The organism is Synechococcus elongatus PCC 6301 (genome assembly GCF_000010065.1).
Classification (GTDB): Bacteria; Cyanobacteriota; Cyanobacteriia; order Synechococcales; family Synechococcaceae; genus Synechococcus; species Synechococcus elongatus.
Map to the genome: position 1 here is coordinate 1552896 of NC_006576.1, position 13476 is coordinate 1566371.

The 13476-nt window shown below is 47.8% G+C and carries 15 protein-coding genes; all 15 read left to right on the forward strand.

Features of this window, described 5'->3' with window-relative positions:
• Position 1 precedes the first annotated feature (1 nt).
• The 15 genes from SYC_RS07620 to SYC_RS07690 all read left to right on the forward strand — a co-directional run bounded on the left by SYC_RS07620 (position 2) and on the right by SYC_RS07690 (position 13476).
• The gene (locus SYC_RS07620) at positions 2 to 811 is read left to right on the forward strand and encodes an ABC transporter permease (RefSeq protein ID WP_011243748.1); all 810 of its coding nucleotides are present in this window, start codon (positions 2 to 4) and stop codon (positions 809 to 811) included.
• 4 nt (positions 812 to 815) lie between these two features.
• Entirely contained in the window at positions 816 to 2330 is a 1515-nt protein-coding gene (locus SYC_RS07625) for a GldG family protein (protein ID WP_011243749.1), read from the forward strand.
• A gap of 116 nt (positions 2331 to 2446) precedes the next feature.
• Positions 2447 to 3001: a translation initiation factor IF-3 gene (gene infC / locus SYC_RS07630; protein WP_011243750.1), complete on the forward strand. Its 555-nt coding sequence runs from the start codon at positions 2447 to 2449 to the stop codon at positions 2999 to 3001.
• A gap of 116 nt (positions 3002 to 3117) precedes the next feature.
• Positions 3118 to 3285, forward strand: a complete 168-nt coding sequence (locus SYC_RS13595) for a DUF2887 domain-containing protein (RefSeq protein WP_011377426.1) — start codon at positions 3118 to 3120, stop codon at positions 3283 to 3285.
• Positions 3282 to 3722 (forward strand): protein-tyrosine phosphatase family protein, encoded by a 441-nt coding sequence (locus SYC_RS07635; protein ID WP_011243751.1) that lies wholly within the window; start codon positions 3282 to 3284, stop codon positions 3720 to 3722. The genes SYC_RS13595 and SYC_RS07635 overlap by 4 nt, the downstream gene beginning before the upstream one ends.
• A 1023-nt stretch (positions 3723 to 4745) precedes the next feature.
• A complete protein-coding gene (gene rfbF, locus SYC_RS07640; protein ID WP_011243752.1) occupies positions 4746 to 5519 on the forward strand; it encodes a glucose-1-phosphate cytidylyltransferase in 774 nt (257 codons plus the stop codon).
• Entirely contained in the window at positions 5516 to 6622 is a 1107-nt protein-coding gene (rfbG, locus tag SYC_RS07645; protein ID WP_011243753.1) for a CDP-glucose 4,6-dehydratase, read from the forward strand. Before rfbF ends, rfbG begins: the two co-directional genes overlap by 4 nt.
• A gap of 253 nt (positions 6623 to 6875) precedes the next feature.
• Positions 6876 to 7121 carry a hypothetical protein gene (locus tag SYC_RS07655; protein WP_011377423.1) on the forward strand — a complete coding sequence of 82 codons (246 nt, stop codon included), beginning with the start codon at positions 6876 to 6878 and terminating at the stop codon, positions 7119 to 7121.
• 20 nt (positions 7122 to 7141) lie between these two features.
• Positions 7142 to 7687, forward strand: coding sequence for a dTDP-4-dehydrorhamnose 3,5-epimerase (gene rfbC, locus SYC_RS07660; protein WP_011243754.1), 546 nt, complete (start codon positions 7142 to 7144; stop codon positions 7685 to 7687).
• A 41-nt stretch (positions 7688 to 7728) separates the two neighbouring features.
• Entirely contained in the window at positions 7729 to 8916 is a 1188-nt protein-coding gene (locus tag SYC_RS07665; RefSeq protein ID WP_231621369.1) for a class I SAM-dependent methyltransferase, read from the forward strand.
• A gap of 3 nt (positions 8917 to 8919) precedes the next feature.
• Complete coding sequence (locus SYC_RS07670; protein WP_011243756.1) at positions 8920 to 10047, forward strand: DegT/DnrJ/EryC1/StrS family aminotransferase; 1128 nt, start codon at positions 8920 to 8922, stop codon at positions 10045 to 10047.
• 217 nt (positions 10048 to 10264) lie between these two features.
• Positions 10265 to 10765: a GNAT family N-acetyltransferase gene (locus tag SYC_RS07675; protein ID WP_162010026.1), complete on the forward strand. Its 501-nt coding sequence runs from the start codon at positions 10265 to 10267 to the stop codon at positions 10763 to 10765.
• A gap of 32 nt (positions 10766 to 10797) precedes the next feature.
• Positions 10798 to 11565 carry a cephalosporin hydroxylase family protein gene (locus SYC_RS07680; RefSeq protein ID WP_011243757.1) on the forward strand — a complete coding sequence of 256 codons (768 nt, stop codon included), beginning with the start codon at positions 10798 to 10800 and terminating at the stop codon, positions 11563 to 11565.
• Between the two features lie 70 nt (positions 11566 to 11635).
• On the forward strand, positions 11636 to 12784 hold the full coding sequence (locus SYC_RS07685; protein WP_011243758.1) for a glycosyltransferase family 2 protein: 1149 nt from the start codon (positions 11636 to 11638) through the stop codon (positions 12782 to 12784).
• A 173-nt stretch (positions 12785 to 12957) separates the two neighbouring features.
• Positions 12958 to 13476 carry a class I SAM-dependent methyltransferase gene (locus SYC_RS07690; RefSeq protein ID WP_011243759.1) on the forward strand — a complete coding sequence of 173 codons (519 nt, stop codon included), beginning with the start codon at positions 12958 to 12960 and terminating at the stop codon, positions 13474 to 13476.

Below are 13476 nucleotides of genomic sequence, written 5' to 3' on the forward strand. Positions count from 1 at the left end.
CATGCAACGCCTTCATCTGCTGCGCGATCGCGCCGGCGTCGTTCTCTACGAACGAGAGCTACGCAGTTATTTTGGATCGCCGTTTTTTTATGGCATTGCCGGCGCTTTTTGGCTGCTGGCAGGTTTTTTCTTCAACGTGCAACTGCAGAGCCTGCTCAGTCAGCTCGCTGCTTTTGACCAACAGGGCGGTGCCACTATCACCCAGCCGATCGATGCCCCTTATCTGCTGATTCAGAACTTCATGGGAGTGCTGGGCTTTCTGCTGCTGTTGCTGCTGCCGATGCTGTCGATGGGGCTCTACACCGAGGAACGCAAACGCACCACCTTGGAATTGCTACTGACGGCTCCCGTGCGGAATTGGACGGTGGCGATCGCCAAGCTCCTAGCAGTGTTGACGGCCGTTGTGGGCCTCCTGCTACCAATCGCCCTCTACGAAGCGATCGCCCTTGGATCCTCTAGCCCGGCGCTTTCGCCTTGGATCTTCCTCTCGGGCTATGTCGGCTTACTACTCCTCGCGGCGGCTGTTCTGTCCTTAGGCATGTTCCTGTCCTCGTTGACCGACAGCACGGTTTTGGCTGCCATTTTGAGCTTCCTGCTGGTGCTGGCGCTCTGGGCCCTGGATAGCTTGGGCGGCAGCGTGAGTGGCGCGATCGGGGATATCAGTCGTCATCTGTCACTGTTGCAGCAATACAGCCAGTGGGTGGAAGGGCAGGTGAGTAGCGCCAGCGTCATTCTCTTTGCCAGCGCGATCGGCTTGGGCTTGTTCCTAACAGCTCAATCCGTGGAACTGTTGCGCGTGCGGCGAGGTTAAATCCATGCAACTTTGGGGTCGCCGCCTACGGCACTGGGGGCCGGGACTGGGGATTGGGCTAGCTGTGGCGGCTCTTGGCTTTGCTTTCATCCGCGGCGTGCAGCCCGGCGCGATCGCCCTTTTTCTGCTTGGCAGCGCGATCGCCCTGTCTAGCTGGCTTTTCAGCCTGAATTGGCAGCAACGCAGTCTGCGATCGGGGGCAACCGCAGCGGGCACCACGGCCTTGATCCTACTGCTGCTCATCCTGCTCAATTGGGGGGCCGTACGTTGGGATCGCCGCCTTGATTTGACTGAAGCGCAGCTCAACAGCTTGGCGCCAGAATCCCAGCAAGTTGTCTCGCAACTGCAGCAACCACTGACGCTCTGGTTCTTCTCAGCACAACCCGATCCGAGTCTTCAAAAGCTGGTCCAGCTCTACCAGCGCCAAAGTCCACAACTGAAATTTGAACGGGTCGATCGCCAGCAACGACCCGATTTGGCTCAGCGGTTGGGGGTCAAAGATGAAGGTGACTTGATTCTGGAGCAGGGCGATCGCCGTCAGTTTCTGGTCAATCAAGCAGTTACGCCTCTGAGTGAAGCTCGTCTAACGACCGCGATCGCGAACCTCCAGCAAACCTCAATCACACCGCTCTACTGGTTGCAAGGCCACGGAGAACCCGCGCCGGAAGCCTTAGCTGCTGCCAAGCAAGCTTTGAGCGATCGCGGCTACACCGTGCGCCCGCTCAACCTCGCCAGTCAGCTCGCTACAGGACAGACTGAGATTCCTGAGGATGCAGCGTTGGTGGCAATCGTCGCACCAGAGCGGCCCTTACTCGCGACCGAAGTCGCTAGTCTGCAACGCTACATCGATCGCGGCGGGCGGTTAGCTGTGTTTGCACCGCCTGGCCCCGATAACGGTCTAGCACCGCTACTCCAACCCTGGGGACTGACGCTCGATCCGCGATCGGTAATCGACAGCAGTTCAGGTGCGATCGCCGGATTTGGTCCCGAAGCACCCTTGGTCGATCGCTATGGCAACCATCCAATCACCCAAGCTTTTGGCAATGGCGTTTCTTTCTTCCCCAAAGCAGGCGCGATTTTGATTGCAGAAAAACCCGAGATCCAAGTCGATCCGCTGCTGATTAGCAACGATCGCAGTTGGGCAGAGGCGGATTTGAGCGACACCGTCGGCTTTGATCCGGCCCGTGATCTCCGGGGACCGCTTGCCCTTGCTGCGGCTGCTAGTCGCAAGACAGGCAATCAAGAGGCGCGGATTGTGGTTTTTGGCAGCAGTCAATTCTTGCAAGATCGCCTATTCAATCAGCAGCTCAATGGCGATGTCTTCCTGAATAGCGTCGGCTGGTTGAGCGATCGTCAAGCCGAAACCTTGAGCATTCGTCCGCGCCAAAGTCGCGATCGCCGTCTGCTGCTGACGGGCTGGCGGGCCACGCTGGTGACTTGGCTTTCCTTAATCCTCGTGCCTCTCGCTGGTTGGGGGGCTGCGGGTTGGCTCACTTGGCAGCGGCGACGCGCTCTATGAATTCTTCCGCAATGTTTCTGACGTTCCTTCCGCTCCTCGGTAGAATTGGAGAGCGTTTCTTTACCTTGTTGAAGAATCGCGCGTTGCTTTCAACATTTCCCGTCTCCCGGTTCTGAATGGCTCTACCTCCCCAACCGAACAGCGCTCGCAACCTTCGCAATCTCCCCCAGATCAACGAACGCATTCGCTTCCCGAAAATTCGTGTCGTCGATACTGATGGGGCCCAACTCGGAATTTTGACCCCTGCAGAAGCGCTACGGATTGCCGAGGAGAAAGAACTCGATTTAGTACTGGTCAGTGATAAGGCCGACCCACCGGTTTGCCGGATTATGGATTACGGCAAGTATAAATTTGAGCAAGAAAAACGCGCTCGAGAAGCGCGCAAGAAGCAGCATAACGTCGAAGTTAAAGAAGTGAAGATGCGCTACAAGATCGACGAGCACGACTATCAAGTGCGCGTCAATCAGGCTCAGCGCTTCCTCAAAGCCGGCGACAAAGTCAAAGCCACGATTACTTTCCGGGGGCGTGAAATTCAGCACACGGACTTGGCTCAGCAGTTGTTGATGCGCCTTGCCAGCGATCTCAAGGAGCTGGGCGAAGTCCAGCAAGCACCGAAGAAAGAAGGCCGCAACATGATGATGATGCTCGGGCCGAAGAAAGCGGGTAGCTAGTCAATCTTGCGTCATTGAACTCAACAAAGAGTGAGTAGGAAGTGATTTCTACTCACTTTTGCTATGGCGCGATCGCCAGTCATCCCAAGCTTGCTTCCGATGTCTAGCCCGAGTTCATGAAAACCGACAAGCTGTTCTACGCGATCTTTGCGACTTTGCCGGATTTGGTAACGGAGCTAGTGGATGGCATTCCCCCTGCAGCTCGCTATCGCTTCGCTGCCCTGATAGTTAAGCTCGTCGGTCAAGCACCCCCTCCTCAACACAGCTCACCATTGACTGGGTGATTCCGGGACGACTGGCAATCGGCCCATTGCCCCACGAGCAGCAGCGATCGCAGTTTGAGCAGGAGAATATCCAGGCGGTTCTTTCCCTTTGCGCTCCCCAAGAAGGTCCTATCCCAGAATGGATTCAGATTCGGCAATGGCAGCGCTGCATCTTACCCGACAGTTATTGCAACAAGCTGATCAGTGTTGAGCAAATAACTACTGCCGTTGAGCAGCTCCATCAGTTAATCCTCACGAGCCCACCGGTCTACATTCACTGCATTGCCTCAATTGAGCGATCGCCTTTGATCACGCTGGCCTATCTCTGTCGCCATCGAGGATTGGAATTTTGGGAAGCCCTGAGTTATTTACAGCAAGTTCATCGAGCGACTCGGCCGACTGATACTCAGATAAGAGTGCTCCAGCAGTATCTTCGCCGTGGATCGGATCAGGCTTAGGACTGGGTTTGAGGGGGTAAAGTGCAAGGGCAATCGCGTTACCACTGAAACTGATGGCTGAGACCTGCTTTCACCCTGGACAGCCTATCTGGAGACTACCTAGGCCGCAGTGAGGGATCTAGGAACAGGCGGAGTGGAGCAATTAGAAAAAGAGTAGGATTGCTGTCGCATCTGTTAACAGTAATAGGCTGGCGACTGCGGAACACCGCCCGATCGCAAAAGCGAACGTTAGGCACTGAGGCGATCAGAGTAGATGTTGCGCCTTTAGCCAGCGCTACACTGTAGAGCTTTGAGCAGTCTGTAGATATCGAGGGCGGCGCTCATGATGCTGTTGTTGAGGAGAAGGTAGGAGTCAGAGTCACTGAGGCGATCGCTGACGACATAGTCGGCGAGGATGCGACTGGTGTCGAGACTGCTAGGGAACCAAACGAGGTTGGTTTACAACAATGTAGCGGTGCAGGTAACGAAGCCTTAGCTTTTGCTGCTTTGTTTGGTGCAGCGTTGGCGTTGCTTAAGCGTCAGGCTGAGTAGAGGTTCGAAGACGGTTTGCAGTTCCATGCAAAGCTCACGTAGTCGGTCGGGTTTCTCTGGAGTGAGAGGGGATGCTGGGGACATACATAGAATTACTTCGACTGTGTACAACTAGGCTATGGGAAGTTGCCGCGAACTACATCTGGGATAACAGAGGCGATGGGTATTGAGGTTGATGAAGCTAAAGCTTTAGGTTTTCTTTGAATTGGTGTGGCCGGGTATCGTTTGGGTATAGCTGGGTCATGTTTAAGGGTCGTTGGACAATGTTCGGAAGTAGCAGAGTGATTTTTTAGGGTGAGTGGATATGGTGCGAGAGCAACTAACTAGCCTTAAAGAGAGAAGCAGCGATTAAAAGGTGATTCCAAATACTGTCTTAGGTTGCAAAGTTAATGTTATTTAACAAAGCTATTACGTCAGATAGGTTTGTGTAAAACTTGTCGATGTGATACTTGTTAAGCTCATTAACTAGGCTGTTAATCATCACTTGTTGGAATGAAAGCTGTAATTTTGGCAGGTGGTCTTGGTACAAGACTAAGTGAAGAGACTCACCTAAGACCTAAGCCAATGGTAGAAGTTGGTGGCAAACCAATTCTTTGGCATATCCTTAAAATCTATAGTCATTTTGGCATTCAGGAATTTATTATTTGCTGTGGTTATAAGGGCTATTTAATTAAAGATTATTTTGCCAACTATTTTTTGTATACCAGTGATGTAACATTTCATATGGATATTGATAACCATATGGAAGTTCATCACCGAAAAAGCGAGCCGTGGAAAGTTACGCTTGTAGATACTGGCGAGATGAGTCAGACAGGAGGGCGGTTAGGCCGAGTTCGCCATTATCTAAATGACGAAACCTTCTGTTTTACCTATGGAGATGGTGTTGCAGATGTCAATATTCATGCACTTGTTCAACACCATCAAAAGGCAGAATGTCAGGCAACACTAACTGCTGTCCAGCCTCCTGGCCGTTACGGTGCCCTGAGTCTGGAAGGTGATACGGTATTGCAGTTCCAAGAGAAACCTGAGGGTGATAACGCTTGGATTAATGGTGGCTTCTTCGTACTTGAACCCAATGTTTTGGACTTGATTGCAGACGATAGCTGTAGCTGGGAGGGAGAAATTTTGCCTCAACTTGCTGCTGCTGGTCAGCTCTCTGCTTATCGGCACCGAGGTTTTTGGCAGCCAATGGATACCTTGAGAGACCGGACTCGTTTAGAGGAGCTATGGGCTAATAATCAGGCCCCCTGGAAGCTTTGGGAATGAACTCTAGCTTTTGGCGCGATCGCCAAGTGCTGATCACAGGGCATACGGGCTTTAAGGGAAGCTGGCTAACGCTTTGGTTATTGATGCAAGGGGCTGATGTTTGGGGGTATGCCCTACCTCCAGAATCCGAGCGATCGCTGTTTACAGCCTTGGACTTGGCGAACCAGCGGCAAGCGGGTTGGGGTTACTTTCAGTATCGGCTCGGAGAGATGAATGATGCTGAAGCTCTGAGGCAGTGGGTAGAACAAGCACAACCTGAGGTGGTGTTTCACCTAGCGGCTCAACCTTTAGTCCGTCGAAGCTATGCCGATCCCTTGGGAACTTGGCAAACGAATGTTCTCGGTAGCCTGCAACTGCTCGAAGCCCTAAAAAGTTTGCAGCACCCTTGCGCCATGGTGATGGTGACAACAGATAAGGTTTACGAAAATCGTGAGTGGGTCTACGGCTATCGGGAGACTGATTGCTTAGGAGGGCATGATCCCTACAGTGCCAGCAAAGCAGCGATGGAGTTAGCCGTGGCTAGTTGGCGATCGAGCTTTTGTGGGGATGCGGCTCATCAAACGCCGTATTTAGCGATCGCGACGGCGCGGGCAGGCAATGTGATTGGCGGGGGAGACTGGGCAGTCGATCGCATCGTGCCAGATGCGGTTCGGTCTCTATCAGCCGGTGCTGCTATTGCTGTTCGTAATTCCCACTCAACTCGACCTTGGCAGCATGTTTTGGAACCGCTAGGAGGATATCTACTGTTGGCGCAGCGACTGCTTGGACATCAGCAGTCTGCGGAGAAAACGGTGAATCCGTTTGCGCGAGCTTTTAACTTTGGCCCAGCAATAGAGTCCAATCGTTCTGTGAAAGAGCTGATTACGACAGTGCTTCAGCATTGGCCGGGACAGTGGTTCGACCAATCCGATCCAACAGCTCCGCACGAGGCTGGGCTATTGCATCTCGTCAGTGACCAAGCACGTCAGCTCCTGGGCTGGCAGCCTCGCTGGGATTTTGAAACAACCGTCAGCAGAACGATCCATTGGTATCGACCGGTCATGATGACAGGAGGCTCAGCATTGGAGGCTTGTCTTGAGGACCTTGCTACTTACGGGCAGTGATACTGATGGAGCTCACTCGCCATGCAATCGATAAATTAGAGACCTATGGCATTCAGGGTGATCGTTTTCAGAGTTGGTTAGCGGCGCTCCCAGCCGGTGAAGTCTTTCAAGATTTAACGAGTGGTGCCGTCGGATTAGTGGTTCGATGGGAAGAGCGACCTTGGATTGTGATTCTGAGTGAAGATAGAGCCAAAGTCGTGACAACGTACCCGACAGACGAGCGCGCAGTAACCAATCGTCGTGGAGGTGGTCGATGGATTTTTCTCAACAGCTGACAGAACAGATCAAGGGAATGGAGCGCTTGATTGATGCAGAGAGTGGAGCGATTTTATTCCGACATCCTAGTTTGAGAGGCATCCCCGATTTAGTGGTAGAGGGGGATGGATACCAGCTGGAGTTTATTGGGTCAACGCTACTGTGTCTTGATATTCAAGATCCTGTTGCGATCGCTCGTTTGCTAGCTGAGCCAGTAAAGTCACAGTTGCCTGTTGGCGTCTGACTCTTGGGATAGAACGGCTGATGCCAACTGAGTTACGAGCAACGGCGATCGCAGGCGTGCTGGAACTCATTAGTCAGCCTTTTCAGGATCATCGAGGTGCTTTTCTCAATGCTTTTCGGGAACAAGAGCCTGCGTTTGCAGAAGCTTGGGGAGACCGCAGGATTGCCCAAGTGAATCTGAGCCGAACTGACAGAGTTGGAGCGATTCGGGGGCTACATTTGCAAGCAGCACCTCACAGTGAAGCAAAGCTCGTTCGTTGTCTACGAGGACGGGTGTGGGATGTTGCAGTTGATCTGCGGCAGGATTCTGCAACCTATGGCCAATGGCAAGCAGTAGAACTATCTCCTGAGCAAGCTAATGCACTACTGATTCCTGAAGGCTGTGCTCATGGTTTCCAGGTGCTCGAAGCCAATAGCGAATTACTCTATCTGCATTCTGGGACTTGGGTACCAGAAGCCGAGACGGGCATTCGTTGGGACGATCCTCAACTGGCGATCGCTTGGCCGCTGCCGATGTCTGAACTAAGCGATCGCGATCGCGCTTTACCGTTTCTCTCGGGATTATGAGTCATTCCTGCCGCCACTGTGGATCGCTCCTCCAGCAAGAGGTGATCGATCTGGGGCACCAACCACCCAGCAATGCTTACCTAACGGCAGAGCAGTTGTTGTTGCCCGAGCTGACCTATCCGCTCAAGGTCTATGTTTGTACGGACTGTTGGCTTGTACAGTTACCGGCGCATGCGGCGGCTGAGGAACTCTTTACAGCTGACTATGCCTATTTTTCGAGTACGTCTGAGAGCTGGTGTGCCCATGCTCAGCGGTTTGTGGAGCAAGCAGTTGAGCAACTAGAGCTAGGACCCAAGAGTTTGGTAGTGGAGATAGCCAGTAATGATGGCTACCTACTGCAGTATGTGCAGCAGCGGGGGATTCCTTGCTTGGGTATTGAACCAACGCAAGCAACTGCCAATGCTGCTCGCAATCGGGGGATTGAAACGATTGAGCGCTTCTTTGGAACAGCACTGGCCGAGGAACTCACTGCCGAAGGCGCTCCGGTGAGTGGCGGGGCCGATTTGGTAGTAGCTAACAACGTCTTGGCGCATGTGCCCGACATTAATGACTTTATGGCGGGGATTGCAAAGCTGCTAAAACCTCAAGGCCGGGCTTCGCTGGAGTTTCCACACTTGCTGAGGCTGTTGGAAGGTAATCAGTTTGACACGATCTATCACGAGCATTACAGCTACCTAAGCCTAAAGGTTGTGCAGCAGATTGCTAATCTTGTAGGCCTAGTGATTGCAGATGTAGAGCAGCTAGCAACACATGGAGGGAGTTTACGAGTTTGGTTGGTCCATCAAGGAACCACAGAACCCAGCAGATCTGTTGAGGAATTACTGGCAATTGAGGCAATAAGCCAGCTCGAGCAGATTGAGACCTATACTGATTTTCAGAAGCGGGCAGAGGCTGCAAAAGACGATTTGTTAGGTTTTTTACTACAGGAAAAGCAAAATGGAAAATTTGTTTTAGGCTATGGCGCTGCAGCTAAAGGAAATACCTTGCTGAACTATGCAGGAGTCAAAGTAGATTTACTACCTGCTGTAGCGGATCGAGCGATGAGTAAGCAAGGAAAATTTCTACCAGGTAGCCATATTCCCGTCATCAGTCCAGAGGAACTTATCAAACAACAGGTTGATTGGCTGTTGGTATTGCCATGGAATCTTGTTCATGAAATTAGAAAACAGTTACCTGAATATCCATTGGTCACGGCAATTCCTGAATTAAAGACTTGGAGTTCTCAATAATTTATGGCTAAGCAATCCTATCGGAAAATTCCTTACACCAAGCCTTCAATTACTGAGCTGGAGATTCAATATGCAACTGATGCAGCCCGAAACGGCTGGGGTGAACATTGCTATGACTACATCATCCGCTTTGAAGAAGCATTTAAACAACACCTAGGTGTGCAATATGCCATTGCAACCAGTAGCTGTACTGGTGCTTTGCACATGGGTATGCATGCTTTAGGGATTGGTCCTGGTGATGAGGTGATACTGGCCGATACGAATTGGATAGCTACTGCAGCTCCAATTATTCATCTCGGGGCTATACCAGTCTTTGTGGATATTTTGCCGGATAGTTGGTGTTTAGATCCTGAGCAAGTTCAAGCTGCTATTACACCTAAGACAAAGGCAATCATAGCAGTGCATTTATATGGAAATCTTTGTGAGATGGATGCTTTGCTGGCAATCGGAGAGCGATACAGCATTCCTGTTATTGAAGATGCAGCCGAGGCAATTGGGTCGGTCTATCACGGTAAGCGGGCAGGTAGCATGGGTCGCTTCGGAGCATTCTCATCTCATGGTACCAAGACCATTACAACTGGTGAAGGCGGGATGTTTGTCACCAATGATCCGGAACTATATGAACATGTTCTAACGCTTTCTAATCATGGAAGAGCTCGCGGGCAGACTAAGCAATTTTGGCCTGACATGGTCGGCTTTAAGTACAAAATGAGTAATATCCAAGCTGCAATTGGCTATGCTCAAATGCAACGCATCGAGATTCTTATACATATGAAACGTAAAATCTTTTCGATGTATCAGAACTATCTTAAGGATCTCCCAGTTCAAATGAATCATGAGCCTAGAGGCTGTACGAATGGGTACTGGATGCCAACATTTGTGGTTAACGAAAAAGTTTCTTTTAATCGCAATAAGTTGATTAGCAAGCTGAAATCAAATGGGGTGGATGCTAGGGTGTTTTTCTGGCCTCTTAGCTCAACATCAACCGGAGGCCGTAAAGCCTTAGATAAGCCTTACCTTTCAGAAAGCATTCATCTACATGCACTAAATCTTCCTTCTCACTACCAACTTAGCAATGAAGAAAGTATGTTTATTTGCACTCTTATAAAGAATACATCCTTTTCTGGGTAATCTAGAGAATAGTTTACTGCATACTTGAAACAAAATGAATACAAACTGCATTAGGAATCTCATTCATGATCTCAAGTCAAGTGACCACACTAGCTTCTCGAAGATGAGAATACAAATACTCAATGATGATGGCGAAAGAGTTGGTTATCTTATACCAATAAATAAGCATCTGGCAAGTAATCCTTTTGTCATACAGAAACTGACTAAGTGGCGAAAGATGTTTAAAAAATACTTTCTAACTCAATTCACACCTACAGAAAACAGAACAAAAAGCTGGCTAGAATCTGTAGTTCTACCAAGCGGCAACAGAGTATTGTTTTTGATATATACATCTAGTAATGACATCATAGGTAATTTCGGAATTTGCGATTTAAGCGAAGAAAAAGCAGAACTGGATAACTTAATTCGCGGAGAGAAAGGAGGCCACCCACAGCTAATTTACTTTGCTGAACTATCTCTCCTAAGATGGCTTTTTTATGACCTTTGTATTCCCAAGGTGTGCTTGCATGTTTTCTCGAATAACTACAAAACAATTTCACTCCATGAGAGTGTAGGTTTTCGCACAACTGCGAGTTATTCCCTAGCTAAAGAAGAGCATTTAGATGAAATCAAGTATACTCCTTGTGAGGTTTTTGATAGTAATTTTAGCGAGTTCTCCTACTTAGAGATGACCCTTATTGCTTCGGAGTTCAAAAAAATCCATGAGTGTTTAAGATAAAGTGCTAATCGTTACAACCTCCCCATTACAGGATGAAAACTCCTCAAGAACTTGCATTTCAAGCTGAGAAGGCAACCTTAGTGGCACAGCAGGGCGAGAACCAAAAAGCTCGTGAGCTCGCCTTAGAATTTCTAAATGAAACTGGAAATACAAAATATGCCTACCACTTTTCTTGGATAAACAGGCCAATAGTACAGCTACCTCAAGACATTGTCGCTTTTCAAGAAATTGTTTCCTCTGTTCAGCCAGACATTATCATCGAAACAGGGGTTGCCCATGGTGGCTCCCTCGCTTTGTCGGCTTCACTGCTATGCCTGCTAGATGTTATGGAAGGCTTAAACCCGCGTCAGTCTAGCCGTAAAGTCATTGGTGTTGATATTGAGATTCGTCCCCACAATCGCAAGGCATTAGATGAGCATCCCTTACGATTCAAGATGGAGCTCATTGAAGGATCGTCGATCGATCCCAAAATTATTCAACAAGTAAAGAGTCATGTACAAAGCTCAGAACGGGTCTTAGTATCGCTCGACTCAAACCATACTCATGAGCATGTGATGGCTGAGCTAAATGCCTACGCTAGTTTAGTCACTGCAGGTAGCTATTGTATCGTTTTTGATACTGTAATTGAAGATTTACCAGCAGGCTCTTTTCCCGACCGGGCTTGGGATGTAGGCAATAATCCTAAAACTGCTGTGCACGAATGGCTGAAGAGTCATCCTGAATTTGCGATCGATAAAGATATTGATAACAAACTACTGATCAGTGTTGCTCCAGATGGATATCTAAAACGGATTTTTTGAACGTATGTAAAATTTAAATTTCTTGAAATATTAACTGTTAAACTCCTACAAGAACAACGAATGCAGTTAAATGACAAAATTTTCTATTATTATTCCCACACGAGAAAGGGTAGGAACCCTTCTCTATACTCTTCCTGCTTGCCTCAGAGTTGAGCGCGACGATATTGAGTTCGTCGTTTGTGATAACTATAGTCAAGATGGCACAGCAGATTATTTAAAGTCTATTCAAGACCATCGCGTCAGGATATATCGTACTAATCAACGACTTTCTATGAAAGATAACTTTGAGCATGGGCTTGCGCGTGCTCAAGGTGAATATATTTGTTTTATGGGCGATGACGATCTAATTATCCCAAGTCTTTTTCCACTTGTCGAAAAAGAACTAGAAAATGTAGAAACTGTTTGCTGGAATCGCTGGGTTTATTATTGGCCTGACTCCTATGAATCACCTAATATGCTGATAGTTAATAATAATAATTTTAGTGTTATCTTAAGCTCGTCAAGGGCTTTAGATTTTGCCCTGCGATACTTCTTAAACTATCAGAACTTACCATCTCTCTACAACTCATTTACCCATCGAAAAATCGTTCAAAGAGTTATTAATTATAACTGTCTAAACTTAGAAACTGAAAAATTTTATCCTCAAGATGCAATTTCTCCTGATGTATTTTCTGCTTTGCAAATACTCAAATTTACCAATAGTTTTGCTCATATAGGACTACCTTTAACAGTTTCAGGCATATCTAGTTCAAGTAATGGAGCAGGAGTTAGGAATAACTCTGAGGAATCAAAAAAGTTCATTCAAGAGTTAAAAGTCGAGAAGCTTAGTGATTTATTGCACGTTTCTTTGTCAGCATTATTAACCCAGAAGATATCATATTACATAACTAATTTAAGTGATTATATAAGCTTTATCATAAACTATATACCAGAAACCTTGCAAGAAGATATATTTCTTGATCTGATTGCATCTGGATGTAGAACATTATTTGATATCGGGGATATTGATGCCGATACAGCAACTCAGTTTATGGCTGGTTATGATATTTCCCCGTGGGTGGTAAATGGGAGGCTCAACTTGATGGATCAGGGATTTTATACCTTGTTTAGAGTTCCTATGTTCAATAGAGTAGTTATTAATGGTGATGAACATAGTCTTAGTAACTCTCTTAATGCATCAGTATTCTTAGATGATTATTTCAGCTCTTTAATATATTGAATAATTACCAACAGATTAGTTGGCACAAAATTCATCTTTTACTAATCTTTCATGGGTCGACATCATTAAATAAATGCATCAATTTTTAAGGTTATAGGGATTTTATTGTGGTTCGGTTGAAAGCATCTAATTGTGGAACAATATAAATAAATCTTTTTGGGAGTAGCTAAAAAATGAGATTACATATTGGTGGAAGAGAAAAGCATCCGGATTGGAAAATTTTTGATGCTCTAGAACGACCAGAAGTTAACTTTGTTGGTAATGCAGCTGATTTAAGCCAGTTTGCAGATGACTCGATCGAAGCAATTTATGCAAGCCATGTGCTAGAGCATTTTCATCATTCACTAGGAAATGAGCTAGTTTCAGTCTTGCTAGAGTGGAGACGGGTCCTACTACCAAATGGAAAGCTATATATTAGCGTACCAGATTTACAGACCTTAAGTTGGCTCTTTTTAAGCCCAATGGCCGGATTTCAGCACCGCCTACAGATTATGCGGATGATGTTTGGAGGACAGGTTGATCAATATGATGTTCATAAAGTTGGGTTTGACTGCGAGATTCTATTTACATATCTGCAAGCAGCTAAGTTTTCGGACTATGAGCGAGTTGAGAACTTTGAACTCTTCCAAGATTGTAGTAATTTAGTATTTTTGGGGTACCCAATTAGCCTTAACGTCGTTGCAGTTAAATGA